The following is a 17014-nucleotide window of genomic DNA, read 5'->3' as shown; positions in this document are numbered from 1 at the left end:
CACTGAGGGAGCGAACGATATGACGGACAACCTCCGTCGCCTCTCCGCCGAGGGTGTGGCGATCTGGCTCGACGACCTGAGCCGGGCGCGCCTGGACTCGGGCAATCTGCAGGACCTGGTCCGCGAGAAGGAGATCGTCGGGGTCACCACCAACCCGGCGATCTTCCAGAAGGCGATCTCCGGCAAGGACGACTACACGGCGCAGATCCGCGACCTCGCGGTGCGCGGCGTGACGGTCGACGAGGCCATCCGGATGATCACCACCGCGGATGTGCGCGACGCATGCGACGTGCTCAAGCCGGTGTTCATCAAGAGCGACAAGGTCGACGGCCGCGTGTCGATCGAGGTCGACCCGCGTCTGGCGCACCAGACCGACCCGACCGTCGCGGAGGCCCGCCAGCTGTGGTGGCTGGTGGACCGGCGCAACCTGTTCATCAAGATCCCGGCGACGAAGGCGGGCCTGCCCGCGATCTCCACGGTGATCGGCGAGGGCATCAGCGTCAACGTCACGCTGATCTTCTCGCTGGAGCGGTACCGCGAGGTCATGGACGCGTACCTGACCGGCCTGGAGAAGGCCAAGGCCGCGGGCATCGACCTGGCGACGATCGAGTCGGTCGCGTCGTTCTTCGTGTCCCGCGTGGACACCGAGATCGACGCGCGCCTGGACAAGATCGGCTCGGACGAGGCCAAGGCGCTGCGCGGGAAGGCCGGTCTGGCCAACGCCCGTCTGGCGTACGAGGCTTACGAAGAGGTGTTCGGCTCGGACCGCTGGAAGGCGCTGGCCGAGGCGGGTGCCAACCCGCAGCGGCCGCTGTGGGCGTCGACCGGTGTGAAGGACCCGGCGTACAAGGACACGCTGTACGTGGACGACCTGGTCGTCACCGGCACCGTGAACACCATGCCGGAGGCCACGCTCGACGCGGTCGCCGACCACGGGCAGATCGCCGGGGACGCGGTGCACGGGACGTACGACCAGTCCCGCGCCGAACTCGCCGGGCTGGCCGGGCTGGGCATCTCGTACGACGAGGTCGTGCAGCAGCTTGAGGACGAAGGCGTCGAGAAGTTCGAGGCCTCGTGGAACGACCTGCTCAAGTCGCTGCAGGGCGAGCTGGACCGGCTCCGGCCGTGACGTTCCGGTGCGTCCCGGCCGTCCGGCCGGGACGCACCCGCGCGGGTGACCCCTCATCACCCCGCGCTTGAGGTACCCGGTGCGGCGCGGCATTCGGACGCTCACTCGTTCGGATGCGGCGCCGCCCGAGGAAATCCACGCAATCAGGGCATGATTTCAGCAGACTCCGCAGACCAACAGGAGGGCTGACCGCCCGTGCAACACGCATTCGACGTAAGCGTGACCGCCGGCGGCGTGGAAGTCACCGTCGACGGTGACCTGATCCGCGCCGCGGCCGTGAACGACGTCATCGCGTCCTCGATCACCGACAAGGTCCCCGCGCGGCTGTCCGCGTCGGATCCGACCCTGTGGGGCCCCGACGCCGAACCCGAGGCGACCATCCGCCTGGGCTGGGTCGACCTGCCGTCCTCCTCCCGGGCCCTGCTGCCCCAACTTGCCGACCTGCGCGCCCGGGTCAAGGCCGACGGCCTCGACCACGTGGTGCTGGCCGGCATGGGCGGCTCGTCGCTCGCCCCGGAGGTCGTCACCGCCACCTACGGCAAGCCCCTCACCGTGGTGGACACGACGGACGCCGACCAGGTGCGCCGCGCCCTGCACGACCGCACCGACCGCACCGTCGTGGTGGTGTCCAGCAAGTCCGGCGGCACCATCGAGACGGACAGCCACCGCCGCGCCTTCGAACAGGCCTTCCAGGACGCCGGGTTGACGCCCGAGCAGATCGCCGCGCGGATCGTCGTGGTCACCGACCCCGGCTCGCCGCTGGAGAAGGCGTCGCGCGACGCCGGCTACACCGTCGTCCTCGCCGACCCGAGCGTCGGTGGCCGCTACTCGGCGCTGACCGCGTTCGGCCTGGTGCCCAGCGCGCTCGCCGGCGTCGACGTGGCGAAGCTGCTGGAGGAAGCCGCCGCGCTGTCCCCGGCGCTGGCCGGCAACGAGGACAACCCGGGCCTGCTGCTCGGTGCCGTCCTCGGCGCGGCCGCCGTCGCGGGCCGCGACAAGCTGGTGCTCGCCGATGTCGGCTCCGGCATCCACGGGTTCGGCGACTGGGCCGAGCAACTGATCGCCGAGTCCACCGGCAAGCAGGGTCGCGGCATCCTGCCCGTCGTGGTCGAGGGCACCGACGCGCCGGGCTTCGCCGACGCCGGGTCCGACGCGGTCCGCGCCGCGGTCGTCGGCGGCACGCACGGCTGCGACGTCTGCGACATCACCGTCAGCGGCCCGCTCGGCGCGCAGTTCCTGCTGTGGGAGTACGCGACCGCGGTGGCCGGCCGGGTCATCGGCATCGACCCGTTCGACCAGCCCAACGTCCAGGAGTCCAAGGACAACACCGGGCGCCTGCTCACCACGCTGGAGGACGAGGGCTCGCTGCCCGAGGAAGAGCCCGCGTTCGTCGACGGCGCGATGGCCGTCTACGGAAGCCGCACGCTCCTCGGCGACGCGTCCACCGTGGAGGCCGCGCTCACCAAGCTGCTCGCCGCGGTGCCGGAGCACGGCTACCTGGCCGTGATGGCGTACCTCGACCGGTTCGGCGACACCACGGCTCCCGAACTGCGGCCGCTGCTGGCGAAGGCGCTGGGCGGCAAGCAGGCGACGTTCGGCTGGGCGCCGCGCTTCCTGCACTCCACCGGCCAGTTCCACAAGGGCGGCCCGCAGACCGGGGCGTTCCTGCAGATCACCAGCGCGGTGACGGCGGACCTGCCGGTGCCCGGACGGCCGTACAGCTTCGCGCAGTTGCAGCGCGCGCAGGCGCTCGGCGACCTGGGCGCCCTGGTCTCCCGCGACCGGCCCGTGCTCCGCCTGCACCTCCTCGACGCGGCCGAAGGCCTCGCCGAACTCCTGTCGGACGTCCGGGACTTGGCCGGGGGTGCGGCATGACGGGCAAGCCGAAGTCGGCACCCAAGTCGGCCCCGGTGTGGCCGGCGAACCCGCTCCGCGACCCGGGCGACCGGCGGCTGCCGCGTATCGCCGGGCCGTCCGGCCTGGTGATCTTCGGCGTCACCGGCGACCTGAGCCGCAAGAAGCTCATGCCGGCGATCTACGACCTGGCCAACCGCGGCCTGCTGCCGCCGGGCTTCGCGCTCACCGGTTTCGCGCGCCGCGACTGGGCCGACGAGGACTTCGGCCAGGTCGTCTACGACGCGGTCAAGCAGTACGCCCGGACCCCCTTCCGCGAGGAAGTGTGGCGCCAGCTCTCCGAGGGCTTCCGGTTCGTGCAGGGCGACTTCGACGACGACGAGGCGTTCGACCACCTCCGTCGGACGATCGCGGATCTCGACGAGAAGCAGGGCACGCACGGCAACCACGCGTTCTACCTGTCCGTGCCGCCGAAGTTCTTCCCGCTGGTGGTGGCGCAGCTCAAGAAGCACGGCCTCGCCGATCCGCCGCACGCCGACTCGTGGCGCCGCGCGGTCATCGAGAAGCCGTTCGGGCGCGACCTGAAGACGGCGGTCGAGCTGAACAACATCGTCGACGACGTCTTCCCGCCCACGTCGGTGTTCCGCATCGACCACTACCTGGGCAAGGAGACCGTCCAGAACATCCTGGCGCTGCGCTTCGCCAACACGATGTTCGAGCCGCTGTGGAACCGGTCGTACGTCGACCACGTGCAGATCACCATGGCCGAGGACATCGGCATCGGCGGCCGCGCGGGCTACTACGACGGCATCGGCGCGGCCCGCGACGTCATCCAGAACCACCTGCTGCAGCTCCTCGCACTCACCGCGATGGAAGAGCCGCTGTCGTTCGAGGCGGAGTCGCTGGTCGCCGAGAAGCTCAAGGTGCTCAACTCCATCAAGGTGCCGGACGACCTGGCCAAGCACACCGTCCGCGCGCAGTACACGGGCGGCTGGCAGGGCGGCGAGCCGGTCTGCGGCTACCTGGAGGAAGACGGCATCTCGGCATCGTCGCGTACCGACACGTACGCGGCGATCAAGCTGGAGATCGAGAACCGCCGCTGGGCGGGCGTCCCGTTCTACCTGCGCACCGGAAAGCGCCTCGGCCGCCGCGTCACCGAGATCGCGGTGGTGTTCCAGCGCGCCCCGCACCTGCCGTTCGACGAGACGGCCACCGAGGAGCTGGGGCAGAACGCGCTCGTCATCCGGGTCCAGCCGGACGAGGGCATGACGGTGCGGTTCGGCTCGAAGGTGCCCGGCACGGCGATGGAAGTCCGGGACGTGAACATGGACTTCGCCTACGGCGAGTCCTTCACCGAGTCGAGCCCGGAGGCGTACGAACGCCTCCTGCTCGACGTGCTCCTCGGCGACGCGCCGCTCTTCCCGCGGTGGGAGGAAGTCGAGGCGTCCTGGAAGATCCTCGACCCGATCGAGCAGTTCTGGGACAAGCACGGGAAGCCCGACACCTACGTCTCCGGCACGTGGGGCCCCCGCAGCGCCGACGAGATGCTCGCACGCGACGGACGGAGCTGGCGCCGGCCATGATGATCGACCTGACCGACACGAAGTCCAGTGCCGTCAACGCCGCGCTGGTCTCGGCCCGGCACGCCATCGGCTCGCCGGCCCTGGGCATGGTGCTGACCCTCGTCATCGTCACCGACGAGAGCACCCAGTACGACGCCATGAAGGCCGCCACCGAGGCGGCCCGCGAACACCCGTCGCGGATCCTGGTGGTCATCGGCCGCCCGGGCGCGGACATCCACCCGCGCCTGGACGCCGAGGTGCGGGTGGGCGACCAGGGCGCGGGCGAGACCGTCGTCCTCCGCCTGCACGGCGAACTCGCCGACCACGCCGAGTCCGTCGTACTGCCGCTGCTGCTGCCGGACGCCCCGGTGGTGGTGTGGTGGCCGGGCAAGGCGCCCGAGACGCCGAGCGCGGACCCGCTGGGCATCCTCGCGCAGCGGCGGATCACCGACGCGGTGGCCGCGCCGCGGCGTCCGGACTGGCTGGAGATCCGCGCGTCCGGCTACACCCCGGGCGACACCGACCTGGCGTGGACCCGCACCACCACGTGGCGCAGCCTGCTCGCCGCCGCCCTCGACCAGCGGTACGACCGGATCACCGGCGCCGCCGTGGAGGCCAAGGCGGGCAACCCGAGCGCGGAACTCCTCGCGCTGTGGCTGTCCGACCGGCTCGGCGTCCCCGTCGAGCGCGTGGTGACCGCGGGCCCGGGCATCACCGCGACGCGGCTCGTCACGGGCAGCGGCGAGATCGCGGTGACCCGGCCGGACGGCGTGCTGGCCACGCTGACCACGCCGGGCCAGCCGGACCGGCACGTCGCGCTCAAGCGGCGCGACGCGGCCGAGCTGATCGCCGAGGAGCTGCGCCGCCTCGACCCGGACGACGTGTACGCGACGACGCTCGCGCACGCGGCGGCCGAGGCCAAGGCGGCGGGCGGCTCGGTGGTGGCGTCCCCGGCGGCGACCGCCGCGCACGCGCAGGAGGCGGAGACCATCGCGGTCATCGCCGCACCGGGCGCGTCGACGATGGCGGACTCGGCGGACATGGTGTCCGACGCGGCGGCGGACGCCGGCGAGAGGGCCATCGCGGCGGCGCACCGCGCGTCGGCCGACGAGGCCGAGCAGCCGCACGCCAAGAAGGAGACGGCGAAGAAGGCGCCCGCCAAGCGCACCCCGGCGCGCGGCTCCGGCGGCTCGTCCGGCTCGTCCGGTTCGGCGGGCTCGGCGGCGAAGAAGACCGCGAAGCCGCGGTCGTCCGGCACCGTGCGCAAGCGCACCGGAGGCTCGTCGTGACCGCGCCGCCCGCGGTGATCGTGCACGCGGACGGCACCCTGCTGGCCCAGGCCGCGGCTGCCCGGCTGATCACCCGGCTGGTGGACGCGCAGGTGGCCCGCGGGGTGGCGCACGTCGTGCTGACCGGCGGGCGCAACGGCAACGCGCTCATGCGGGAGCTGGCCGAGTCCCCGGCGCGGGACGCGGTCGACTGGGCGCATGTGCACGTGTGGTGGGGCGACGAGCGGTTCGTGCCGAGCGGGGACCCGGAGCGCAACGAGACGCAGGCGCGGGCCGAACTGCTGGACAAGCTGCCGTTGAACCCGGCGTTCGTGCACCCGATGCCGGCGTCCGACGGCCCGGACGGCAACGACCCGGAGGCCGCGGCCGCCCGGTACGCCGAGGAGCTGGCCCGGGCGGCGCGCGCCGAGACACCGGGCGAGCGCGGCGGGGTGGACGTGCCGTCGTTCGACGTGGCGATGTTCGGCGTCGGCCCGGACACGCACGTGGCGTCGCTGTTCCCGGAGCTGCCCGCGGTGTACGAGGCGGAGCGGACGGTGGTCGGGGTGCGCGGCGCTCCGAAGCCGCCGCCGACCCGGGTGACGCTGACGTTCCCGGCGATCCGCACCGCCCGGGACGTGTGGCTGCTCGCGGCCGGGGCGGACAAGGCCGGCGCGGTGCGGCTGGGGCTGGGCGGCGGCGGTGCCGTGCAGGTCCCGGCGGCGGGCGCGTACGGCCGGCGCAACACGCTGTGGCTGCTCGACCGGGCGGCCGCGGCGCAGCTGCCGCCGGGGCTGAACCGGATCGCGTCGCCTTAGCGGCCGGGGTCGGCCCGGCGGCAGCCGCGCCGCGGCCGCCGGGCTCGGAACGGTTCGGAAGAGTTCGGAAGATGCAGGAGGGTGGTGTCCCCAAGTGGACACCACCCTTCTTCATTTGCTTTCATCAACACCGTTGACAACAGTGATGCGCAGAGTCAGGCTGGCCCTTGACGGAGTCCGCGCCGCGGCCCGCAGCGCACCACCCAGGGCTCTTCACCCTGCCCCTGTCCCGCAAGGAGTCACCGTGTCCTCTGCCGTGTCGGCCGAGCTTGCGTACCTCTCGGCCACCGACGCCCTGGCCGCGTTCCGCAGCCGCGAGCTGTCCCCCGTCGAACTTCTGACCGCCCTCCTGGACCGGACCCGCGAGGCCGAGCCGGTCGTCAACGCGGTCACCGAGCGCCTCGAAGACGAGGCCTACGCCGCGGCCCGCGAGTCCGAGCAGCGCTACCTCGGCAAGGGCGGCGGCGAACTGCGCCCGCTGGAGGGCCTCCCGGTCGCGGCGAAGGAAGAGCAGCCGATGGAAGGCCGCTCGATCACCGACGGCTCGCTGCTGCTGAAGGACGAGATCGCCGACTTCACCCACCCGGTGCTGCAGCGGGTGGCCGAGGCGGGCGGCATCATCCACATCCGCACCACCACGCCGGAGTTCTGCGCCGCCGCGTTCACCCAGTCCAAGCTGTGGGGCATCACGCGCAACCCGTGGAACCCGGAGTACTCCTGCGGCGGCTCGTCCGGCGGCTCGGGCGCCGCACTGGCGGCCGGCTACGCGCCGCTGGCCACCGGATCCGACATCGGCGGCTCGATCCGCATCCCGTCGTCGTTCAACGGCATCGTCGGCTTCAAGCCGCCGTACGGCCGCGTGCCGGCCATCGCGCCGTGGAACCTCGACCACTTCTGCCACGACGGCCCGATGGCCCGCACGGTCGCCGACTGCGCGCTCCTGGAGAACACCATCGCCGGCCCGTGGCCGGGCGACGTCGTGTCGCTCCGCCCGAAGCTCTACCTGCCGGAGACCTTCCAGGGCGCCGCGGGCGCCGAAGGCCTGCGCATCGCGCTCTGCGTCAACCTCGGCGGCTACCCGCTCGACCCCGAGGTCGAGGCGAACACGCGCGCCGTCGCGGACGCGCTGCGCGGCGCGGGCGCGATCGTCGAAGAGGTCGAGATCGGCTGGACGCTCGACATGATCCGCCAGGCCGCCCTCGCGCACTTCGGCGGCATCATGGGCCCGGACGCCGCAAAGGCCGTCGAGGAGTCGCCCGACCTGGTCAACAACTACATCCGCACGTTCGTCGAGAAGACCACCGGCGGCGACCTCAGCTTCCTGGACGGCCTGCACATCGAGGCCAGGATCTACGCGGAACTCGGCGCGCTGCTGGAGCGCTTCGACGCGATGATCTGCCCGACCACGGCGATTCCGGCGCTGCGCGCGGACGACGACTACACCGAGACCAAGGTCGTCGTCGACGGGGTGGAACTCGACTGGTACCTGGACATGGCGCTGACGCTGCCGTTCAACATCTGCAGCCGCGTGCCGGTGCTCGCGGTGCCGTCGGGCTTCGCGTCGAACGGCGTGCCGACGGGCGTGCAGATCGTCGGCAAGACGTACGACGACGAGATGGTGTTCCGGGTGGGCGCCGCGCTGGAAGCGGTGCGTCCGTGGGCCTACACCGCCGGGCGGCGGCCCGCGCTCTGACCCGGGGCGGCTCACCGGCCCGAGCCGTCCCGTAGGCGCCCTGGCGGGTCCGAGACTGGTTCCCTCGGACCCGCCGGGGCGCCGCCGATTTCGCGGGCTCGTCTGCCGGGTGCGGGGCGTCAGGCCGAGCCGGCGTCCAGGGCGGGGACCGGGTACGGGCCATGGTTCAAGTCCACCCCGTGCAGGATCTTCGACTCCGCGACGCCGCCGTCGGACCAGATGTGGCACGTGTTGCGGATCGGCGCGACCATCCGCGAGACCTGCTCGCGCGTGGGCATCACCGGCGGATCGGCGGGCTCGGGGAACTCCGCCAGCCGCGCCCGCATGTTGCTCGACATCATGCTCTGGAACACCGCGGAGCCCAGCGCCCGCGACAGCTCGAACAGGTGCGAGCAGCCGGACACGCCGCGGAACTTCTCCTGCAGCTTGGTGTTGAACCCGGAGCCGATCCGCAGACCGACCAGCTCCTCGAACTTCGGCGCGATCAGCGGGCATTCCACGTGCGGGAAGCTCAGCATGTCGGCCGTGGCACCGACGATCACCATGTCGGCCTTGCGGACCCGTACGTCGAGCTGCATGTGGTGCAGCACGGCCCGCGCGTCGGTCTGCCACGGCCGCTCGTCCCGCAGCGCCGCGGTGACGAGGATGCCGTCGCCTTCCTCGAACGCGTCGAACGTCAGCATGCGCCGGTGCACGGGCAGCGGAACTCGCTCGGCCATGTCGCCCCTTTCCTGCGCCCCTCCCGGGGGGTGGCGCGGTCTCGGTGCGGAATTTTGCCTGACTCATACAACTATCCGGCACGCGGGGTGGGGGAGAAGCGGGCGAAGGCCCGGCGGCCGACCCGTGACCGGGTGGCTGCCGGGCCTTCGCCCGCGTTCGCCGTCAGTGGGACGGGGCTACGCCCAGGAGTTCCAGGACGTCGGTGTCGCCGCGTTCCTGGAGGCGCTTCAGGACGTCCTTCAGGTCGCAGCCTTCGGGGAGTCCCAGGCGGGCGCCGAGCAGGGCGGGCAGGTTGACCTGGTCGGGGACCGGGTCGACGCCGGTGTGGCGGAGGGCGCGGGCCCAGCGGGGGAGGCGGAGCTTGCCGTCGCCGTCGAGGAGGCGGGTCTCCAGGCGGCCCTGGCTGACCGAGCCGATGAACACCATGTCGCCGGCTTCCGCGCCGATGCCCGTCAGGACGGTGCGCAGGGACACGCAGTACGGGTGGTCCTCCCAGCGCAGCGCCGCCGGACCCGCCGCGTGGTGCAGGCGGACGCTGCCGCCCGGCCGCAGTCCCAGCGCGGTCACGAACGCGGCGGGCAGCGGCAGGTGCTCGCCGTCCAGCAGCGCCGTGTCGACGTCGACGCGGTACCACCACAGGCCGCGTTCGTCCCGGAAGCAGCGGGCGGAGTCGGCGGGCGACGCGTCGTGCGCCGCGGCCGGCGGCTCGGCGGCCGAGGGCACCTCGACCGTCGCCTCGGCATCCGGGTCGTACCCCGGTTCGGGCGTGGAAGACGCCGCCGGAGCCGCTTCGGCGGGATGCCAGAGCCGCACCACCCCGTCGGCGACCCGGAAGCCGTCCAGCCGGGCGATCCACGGTTCCTGCACCTTCGAGCGGATGCCGAGTCCGCGCAGCTGCGCGTCGACCTGGCTCAGCGGCACCCCGGCCGCCCCGGCGCGTTCGCACGCTCCGCCGACGATCTCCGAGGTACGCGACGCGAGTTCGCCCGGCGCCCCGGCCACCACCCAGCCGTCCGCGGTGGTGTGCAGGTCGAGCAGACCCCGCACGACCTGCCACAGCTGGACGTTCAGCCCGGGCACCGTCGCGGTGTGCCGGCTGTCCGCGTCGCGGAGTTCCGCGACGGTCGCCACCGGGCCCAAGTCGTCCTGCACCTGCCGCAGGTGCGCGCGGACCTTGCCGCCGCCCGGCTGCGCGAGCTGCCCCTCCAGGTGCCGCCGCAGCGCGGTCTCCAGGGCCTCGACCTCGGCCGGGCTCTTGCCGAACTCGGCGGCCAGCGAATCCAGGTCGCGCGGCGAATCGGTGAACATGCGGTCCCGGGCGAGGGTGCGCCAGCGCGGCTCGCGGCCCGCGAACCACGCGGCCAGCACCATGACGATGTTGCCGGGCGCGGGCACGCTCGTGTCGTCCGGGTCGGCGTCCACCGTCTCGGCCTCGTCGACCGGCACGGACTCCGCCGGTACCGAGTGGGGCGGCACCGCGTGCGGCGACACGGAGCCGGGCGGCGGCGTGGACGGCATCGGCGGGATCGGCGGCGGGGCACTGGGCCGCGGCGGGTAGGACGCCGAGTCGGCCGCGGCGGCCGCGGCCTCCGCCTCCTCGACCGTCGGGGTCGGCTTCCGCTTGCGGAGCTTCGGACGCGCCACGGGCGCGGTCGGCAGCGCGGCCTCGGGGACCGAGGACTCCGGCGCCTCCGCGGCGTTGGCGGCGGGCACGAACACGGTCGGCTCGGCGGCGGCCGCCGGAACGCGGGACTTGCCGAGGATCGGTACGTCGTCGCGCGTCATCGGCGGCACCTCGCCGAACGCGTCGACTGCCTCGACGTCCGGGTCGGCGGGCGCCGGTTCCGGGGCGCGCCGCGGCATGGCGGGCATGTCCTCGCGGGTGACGGGCGGCACCTCGCCGAACGCGTCCACGGGGTCGGGGACGGCGTCCTCGTCCGCTTCCGCGGCGGGCGCCGGGGCCTGCGCGGCAGCGTCGTCGGACGCGGGAGCGTCGGACGACGGCGACCACGCGGCCGGATCCTCGTTCCCGTCCTCGTCGTCCGCGTCGTCCTCGTCGACCGGAAGCGGGGGGACCGGCCGGGCGGCCGGCATCGCGAACACGGTCATGTCGTCGGCACCGAGGAACGGCGTTGCGGACGCGGCCTCGTCCTGCGGGCCGGGCACATCGTCGACCGGACCGCCGTCGCGGGCGCGGTCCGAAGCACGGTCCGAAGCGCGGTCGGAAGCGGCGTCGGAAGTGCTGCCGGCCTTGTCGTCGGCCTCCCGGTCGGGCCGCACCGCGGGACGTGCCGCCGCGCTCAGCATGACCGTCATCTCCGGGGCGTCGTACGGATCTTCGAGATCCGTCCCGGGCACCTCCAGCGCGTCGTCGGAGAAGTCCAGCCCCTCCGGCAGCAGCGTTTCGGGCACCAGGCCCATCAGCACCTGGAGCGCGGCGCGGACCTCCGGCGGCGCCGAGTCCGCACCGACGACCGCGGTGGTCTCGAGCGTGACGCGCGCCAGTTCCGACATCAGCGGCACGTCGGGGGCCTCTTCGGCGAGCCAGCGCACCACCGCGGCCAGGTCGCCGGTCGGCGGCGGAGGCATGGTCACCGGACGGAGTTCGTCTTCGATCGCATCGAGCAGGTCGCTGACCGGTTCGAGACCGGAATCGTCGTCCGCGGCCCCCTCGTCGGTGTCCTCGGTGTCCGCGTCGGCATGCGCCGACGGGTCCGGGCCGTCGACGAGGAAGTCCACGACCGGCGCCCCGCCGCGCTTGCCCATCCGCACGCCGCGCGGCTTCTTCGGGGCGTCCTCGTCGTCCGCGGCCTCGTGTGCCGCGTCGTCGGGGGCGGCCTCGGCCGCGAAGGCCGCGGGCGCCTCATCCCGCGCGTCCGGTCGCGCGTTCTCGCGTGCCGGGGCGGCGTCCTCCGTCCGCACCGCCGGGATCCCCACTCCGGTGCGCTCGTCGGCGGGCAGCAGCCCGAGCACCTCGGCGAAGAGCTGGGTGATCACCGGGCGCACCGTGGACGTGCCGATCTGCGTCCAGTCGCCGATCTCCTGCACGGTGGCGGTCAGCAGGTCCGCCCAGTCCGGGGTGCGCACCAGCACGTCGGTGCGGGCGCCGTCCGGCCACTGGGACAGCTTGAACTCGTTGCGCGCGACCCATGCGGCCGGCAGGAGGTCGCCGAGCCGCATGTGGCGCAGTTCCGCATAGGACAGGTCGGCGAGGCGGGTCGGCAGTTCGGCGGCGCCGATCGCGTCGACGGCACGGGACACGGGCACGCTGGTCCACCACGCGGGCGGCAGATCCGGGTGGCCGAGATGCCGGTTCACGCGGTCGGGCGATAGGAAGCGCAAGGCCGGGACGAAGTCGGCCAAGGTCGCCTCGAGCCGTGGCTGCATGCGGTTCCTCCGTGTCGCGGACGCTACTCTCGCCGCTGTTCTGCCCCTTGTGGTGCCGACGGTAGCGCCCGCCGGGCGATCGGCACAGGGCGGTGGCACGGTACGCCCCACCCGGGATGCGGGACGTCGCGGCCCCCCGGTTGGTTCCCGTGCGGGCCCCTCGCCCGGCTGTCTGTACGCGTCCCGACCCGGCCGCGGTTGCGCTGGTCACACCCCCGGGGGACCGCTCCCGCCGGTGATCGTTCCGGCGGAATCCCCGGCATCCTCCCCGGCTTCGCCGCCGTCCGGGTCGGCCGCCGCGTCCGCGGAGTCCGCCGCGGCGGACGGCTTGGCCGGTACCCGTATCACCACGACGCCGCGCTTGAAGTCGATCGGCCCGGGGCCGCCGTTCTCCTGGTCGTCGTCGCGGGCCACGGTCAGGCGGTTCCGCTCGTCGTCCCGGTGCTTGGCACCCGGGCTGAAGAGTTCCTCGAACAGGCCCATGCCGCCGAACATCACGGTCCGCCTTCCGCCGTACGCGTGCCCACCCGACCACGGTACGCGCCCGCGCTCCCGCAACGCGCCGGGCGCACACCCCCGGCCCCCCGACGCTGCCGTACGCCCCTGCCGCGGCACCCCGTTCCGGGTCTTGTCCGGCCAACCAGGTTTCGACGGCGTCCCGCAAGTCGATCTCACTATCAGGGGCATCGTCGCCGACACCGCGTCGACAAAACCGCCGACACGTGCCGGCGCGGGCGATCCGGGTCCACCGACCCGGGCCGGGCGGCGCTGCCGGCCGCACGACCAGCGCACCATCCGGCGACTCAGGGGGAGTTGTGGGCGAGACCGCACCACTGCGGCAGCACGGGGAGTCCAGGTCCGCATCACCGGTATCACCGGCAACACCGACGTCACCGATCCACGGCCCTGTTCCGGTCCCCGCGCATCACCGGGTCGACCTGCCGACCGACCCGCACACCGAAACGCCGAACGGCGCGGCCGGTCCCGCCGCGCACATACCTGTCCAGCAGCAGCCCGGCCTCGCCGCGGCGACCGCGGCCACCCCACCGCCGCCGACCTCCGGAGTCGGCGGCGGGATTGTGCCGGGGGGCCGTACGTCGCCCGACGTCGTGCTGCGCCTGCACCTGCCCGCCTCGGTGGACGCGGTGCCGCGCGCCCGGCACGCGCTGCGCGGCTGCGTCCGCGGCTCCGTCGGGGCGGATCCGCTCGACACGTTGGAGCTGCTCGTCTCCGAACTCGTCACCAACGCGGTGCTGCACTCGCCGCACTCGGGCACCGTGACGCTCGAACTCCGGCGCGCGGACCGGGCGCTGCGCATCGCGGTCACCGACGCGGGCCCGGTGCTGCCGCGCCCGCGCACCCCGGTGTCCGCGGCCGAGGAGCACGGGCGGGGGCTTTTCCTGGTGGAGACCCTCGCCGAGGCGTGGGGCTCGCGGGTGGTGCCGGGCGGCAAGGAGGTGTGGTGCGACGTCGCCGTCGCCCCGTTATGACCGGGCGGTGACCCGGATCACCCGGCCGGCCGTCCGTGCGCCGTCGGATCGTCGCGTCAGATCCGTCCGGAGAACGTGTCGCAGGCCGCCATGTCCCCGCTGCGGTAGCCGGTGGTGAACCACTGCTGCCGCTGCGCGGCGGAACCGTGCGTCCACGACTCGGGGTTCACCCGGCCCTGGAACTCCTGCTGGATCCGGTCGTCGCCGACGGCCGCGGCCGCGTCGAGGCCGTCGGCGACGTCCCGGTCGGTCAGCTGCGTGATCAGCGGCTGCCCGCCGTTCGCGGGCGTGCGCGTAGCGTTCCTCGCCCACACGCCGGCGTAGCAGTCGGCCTGGAGTTCGAGCCGCACCGCACCGCTCTGCGGGCCCTGCCGGTCGTTGCCGACCCTGGCCATCTGGCCGGTGAGGTTCTGGATGTGGTGGCCGTACTCGTGCGCGATGACGTACGCCTCCGCGAACGGGCCGCCCTGGGCGCCGAACTTGGTGCGCAGGTCGGAGAAGAAGCCGAGATCGATGTAGACCTTCTTGTCGGCCGGGCAGTAGAACGGCCCCACCGCCGACGTCGCGCCGCCGCACGCGGTGGTCACGGAGCCCGTGAAGAACCGCGTCGGGGCATTCGTGTAGCGGGAGTTGCGGGCCGCGAGCGCCGTCGGCCAGTACGCCTGGGCACTGTTGACCACCGCGACGATCCGGCAGTCGTCGCGGGCGTTCGCGTCCCGCCCGGACTTGCACGAGTCGGCGAGCGCCCGGTTGTCGGCGGGCGCGCCGCCCGACGAGCCGCCGCCGAAGGTCAGCCCCAGATGGTCCGGGCTGATGCCGAAGATCAGCGCCACGACCAGCACGAGGATCCCCGCGCCGCCGCCGATCTTCAGGCCGGGCCCGCCGAGACCGCCGAGCACGCTCCCGCCCCGCCCGCCTTGGCCGCGCGCGCCGCGGCCGTCCTCGATCTGCGAGGTGTCGAGGTTCTCGTCGTCGTTGAACTGCATGGCCGACCACCCGCCGAAGAGCCGTGATGCGGAAATTCCGGAGAATCTGGAAAAAGCGCCGCAAAGGCGCAACTCGGGTGATCATCTCGCGCCGCGGTACGCGGGAATAGGCGACGACACGCTCCCGTTAGACTGCTGCGTATGGTCGAGACTTCCAATCCCCTGCGTGACCGCGGGGTGTGCCCACGGGGATAGGCCAGCCGCCTTCCCACCGCCCCCACCCCCCGGATGCCGACCAGCACTCGGCCCAACCAGGAGTCACGACCCCCAGATGATCACTGCCACCGGCGTCGAACTGCGCGCGGGCGCCCGCATCCTCATCGAATCCGCCAGCTTCCGGGTCGCCGCCGGCGACCGCATCGGCCTTGTCGGGCGCAACGGCGCCGGCAAGACCACCCTCACCAAGACCCTCGCCGGGGAGACCCAGCCGGCCGGCGGCACGATCACCCGCTCCGGCGAGGTCGGCTACCTGCCGCAGGACCCGCGCACCGGCGACCTCGAGGTGCTGGCCACCGACCGCATCCTGTCCGCGCGCGGCCTCGACGCCGCGATCAGCGGCATGCGCGCCGCCGAGCAGACCATGTCGTCCGCCACCGGCGAAGCCCGCGACAAGGCGATGCGCCGCTACGCGCGGCTGGAGACCGAGTTCCTCACCAAGGGCGGCTACGCCGCCGAGGCGGAAGCCGCGACCATCGCGGCCAGCCTCGGCCTGCCCGACCGGATCCTCGCCCAGCCGCTGCGCACCCTGTCCGGCGGCCAGCGCCGCCGCGTGGAACTCGCCCGCATCCTGTTCTCGGACGCCGACACGCTGCTCCTCGACGAGCCGACGAACCACCTCGACGCCGACTCGATCGTGTGGTTGCGCGACTTCCTCAAGACGTACAAGGGCGGCTTCATCGTCATCAGCCACGACGTGAACCTCGTCGAGGCGTGCGTCAACAAGGTCTTCCACCTGGATGCGAACCGCACCGCCATCGACGTCTACAACGTCGGCTGGAAGGCCTACCTCCAGCAGCGCGAGACCGACGAGCGCCGCCGCAAGCGCGAGCGCGACAACGCCGAGAAGAAGGCCGCGACGCTCATGTCGCAGGCCGACAAGATGCGCGCGAAGGCCACCAAGACCGTCGCCGCGCAGAACATGGCGCGCCGCGCCGAGAAGCTGCTGTCCGGCCTGGAGGCCGTGCGCAAGTCCGACAAGGTCGCCAAGCTGCGCTTCCCGCAGCCCGCGCCGTGCGGCAAGACGCCGCTGATGGCGCAGGAGCTGTCCAAGTCGTACGGGTCGCTGGAGATCTTCACCGACGTCGACCTGGCCATCGACAAGGGCTCGCGCGTCGTCATCCTCGGCCTCAACGGCGCCGGCAAGACCACGCTGCTGCGGCTGCTCGCCGGCGTCGAGACGCCCGACACCGGCCGCGTCGAGCCGGGCCACGGCCTCAAGCTCGGCTACTACGCGCAGGAGCACGAGACGCTCGACCCGGAGCGCACCGTGCTGGAGAACATGCGTTCGTCGGCGCCGGACATGGACCTCGTCGAAGTCCGCAAGGTGCTCGGCTCGTTCCTGTTCTCCGGCGACGACGTCGACAAGCCCGCGGCCGTGCTGTCCGGCGGCGAGAAGACCCGCCTCGCGCTCGCCACCCTCGTGGTGTCGGCGGCCAACGTCCTGCTGCTCGACGAGCCGACCAACAACCTCGACCCGGCGAGCCGCGAAGAGGTGCTGGGCGCGCTGCGGTCCTACGAAGGCGCCGTCGTGCTCGTCACCCACGACGAGGGCGCGGTCGAGGCGCTGCAGCCGGAGCGGATCATCCTGCTGCCGGACGGCGTCGAGGACCTGTGGAACGCGGATTACGCGGATCTCGTCGCCCTGGCCTGACGCGCGCCGGGATTCCCACACCAAATTCTCACAAAGGGAAGCACGGGTTCCGCTTGATCGCCGGGCACGCCCAACCGCCCGATCAACCACGCTGCGCAAGGTCGCGAACCATATAGGTGACCAGCGGCTTTGCCGTGTAACAGCGGACACGGTCAAGGAATTCCCCGCGGAAGCGGGGGTTCCGGACCGTGGATCTTGGCCGCCAACCGCCTGAACAGCGGCTCCGTCCGGGTCGAC

At 72.9% G+C, this 17014-nt stretch carries 12 protein-coding genes; 8 read left to right on the top strand and 4 right to left on the bottom strand.

Features of this window, described 5'->3' with window-relative positions; translation table 11 throughout:
* Positions 1-19: 19 nt before the first annotated feature.
* From tal to ABEA93_RS06750, 6 genes are all read left to right on the top strand, one after another.
* The gene (gene tal, locus ABEA93_RS06775; protein WP_345674383.1) at positions 20-1129 is read left to right on the top strand and encodes a transaldolase; all 1110 of its coding nucleotides are present in this window, start codon (positions 20-22) and stop codon (positions 1127-1129) included.
* Between the two features lie 195 nt (positions 1130-1324).
* On the top strand, positions 1325-3004 hold the full coding sequence (locus tag ABEA93_RS06770) for a glucose-6-phosphate isomerase (protein ID WP_345674382.1): 1680 nt from the start codon (positions 1325-1327) through the stop codon (positions 3002-3004).
* On the top strand, positions 3001-4566 hold the full coding sequence (gene zwf / locus ABEA93_RS06765; RefSeq protein WP_345674381.1) for a glucose-6-phosphate dehydrogenase: 1566 nt from the start codon (positions 3001-3003) through the stop codon (positions 4564-4566). Before ABEA93_RS06770 ends, zwf begins: the two co-directional genes overlap by 4 nt.
* Complete coding sequence (gene opcA / locus ABEA93_RS06760; protein ID WP_345674380.1) at positions 4563-5834, top strand: glucose-6-phosphate dehydrogenase assembly protein OpcA; 1272 nt, start codon at positions 4563-4565, stop codon at positions 5832-5834. Before zwf ends, opcA begins: the two co-directional genes overlap by 4 nt.
* Entirely contained in the window at positions 5831-6631 is an 801-nt protein-coding gene (gene pgl / locus ABEA93_RS06755) for a 6-phosphogluconolactonase (protein ID WP_345674379.1), read from the top strand. Before opcA ends, pgl begins: the two co-directional genes overlap by 4 nt.
* Before the next feature lie 244 nt (positions 6632-6875).
* Positions 6876-8324, top strand: coding sequence for an amidase (locus tag ABEA93_RS06750; RefSeq protein ID WP_345674378.1), 1449 nt, complete (start codon positions 6876-6878; stop codon positions 8322-8324).
* A 119-nt stretch (positions 8325-8443) separates the two neighbouring features.
* Here ABEA93_RS06750 and ABEA93_RS06745 read toward each other — a convergent pair whose 3' ends face one another.
* The 3 genes from ABEA93_RS06745 to ABEA93_RS06735 form a co-directional block, all read right to left on the bottom strand.
* On the bottom strand, positions 8444-9043 hold the full coding sequence (locus tag ABEA93_RS06745; protein WP_345674377.1) for a DUF2889 domain-containing protein: 600 nt from the start codon (positions 9041-9043) through the stop codon (positions 8444-8446).
* Positions 9044-9206: 163 nt separating this feature from the next.
* Positions 9207-12431, bottom strand: a complete 3225-nt coding sequence (locus tag ABEA93_RS06740) for a hypothetical protein (RefSeq protein WP_345674376.1) — start codon at positions 12429-12431, stop codon at positions 9207-9209.
* 207 nt (positions 12432-12638) lie between these two features.
* A complete protein-coding gene (locus ABEA93_RS06735) occupies positions 12639-12914 on the bottom strand; it encodes a DUF6191 domain-containing protein (protein WP_345674375.1) in 276 nt (91 codons plus the stop codon).
* 332 nt (positions 12915-13246) lie between these two features.
* Between ABEA93_RS06735 and ABEA93_RS06730 the strand changes: the two genes are divergently transcribed.
* A complete protein-coding gene (locus tag ABEA93_RS06730; RefSeq protein WP_345674374.1) occupies positions 13247-13921 on the top strand; it encodes an ATP-binding protein in 675 nt (224 codons plus the stop codon).
* A gap of 56 nt (positions 13922-13977) precedes the next feature.
* Here ABEA93_RS06730 and ypfJ read toward each other — a convergent pair whose 3' ends face one another.
* Complete coding sequence (ypfJ, locus tag ABEA93_RS06725) at positions 13978-14907, bottom strand: KPN_02809 family neutral zinc metallopeptidase (RefSeq protein ID WP_345674373.1); 930 nt, start codon at positions 14905-14907, stop codon at positions 13978-13980.
* A 271-nt stretch (positions 14908-15178) separates the two neighbouring features.
* Between ypfJ and abc-f the strand changes: the two genes are divergently transcribed.
* Positions 15179-16777: a ribosomal protection-like ABC-F family protein gene (abc-f, locus tag ABEA93_RS06720; protein WP_345674372.1), complete on the top strand. Its 1599-nt coding sequence runs from the start codon at positions 15179-15181 to the stop codon at positions 16775-16777.
* The last annotated feature ends 237 nt before the right edge of the window (positions 16778-17014 follow it).

This window comes from Yinghuangia aomiensis (assembly GCF_039542225.1).
In the GTDB taxonomy this organism is placed as follows: domain Bacteria; phylum Actinomycetota; class Actinomycetes; order Streptomycetales; family Streptomycetaceae; genus Yinghuangia; species Yinghuangia aomiensis.
Note: the sequence above shows the minus strand (reverse complement) of the source record. Positions and strands in the feature narration are given on the sequence as shown.

Coding starts and splice junctions, on each gene's coding strand:
- tal (WP_345674383.1), top strand. CDS start 20: ATGACGGACAACCTCCGTCGCCTCTCCGCCGAGGGTGTGGCGATCTGG.
- zwf (WP_345674381.1), top strand. CDS start 3,001: ATGACGGGCAAGCCGAAGTCGGCACCCAAGTCGGCCCCGGTGTGGCCG.
- opcA (WP_345674380.1), top strand. CDS start 4,563: ATGATGATCGACCTGACCGACACGAAGTCCAGTGCCGTCAACGCCGCG.
- ABEA93_RS06745 (WP_345674377.1), bottom strand. CDS start 9,043: ATGGCCGAGCGAGTTCCGCTGCCCGTGCACCGGCGCATGCTGACGTTC.
- ABEA93_RS06740 (WP_345674376.1), bottom strand. CDS start 12,431: ATGCAGCCACGGCTCGAGGCGACCTTGGCCGACTTCGTCCCGGCCTTG.
- ABEA93_RS06735 (WP_345674375.1), bottom strand. CDS start 12,914: ATGGGCCTGTTCGAGGAACTCTTCAGCCCGGGTGCCAAGCACCGGGAC.
- ypfJ (WP_345674373.1), bottom strand. CDS start 14,907: ATGCAGTTCAACGACGACGAGAACCTCGACACCTCGCAGATCGAGGAC.
- abc-f (WP_345674372.1), top strand. CDS start 15,179: ATGATCACTGCCACCGGCGTCGAACTGCGCGCGGGCGCCCGCATCCTC.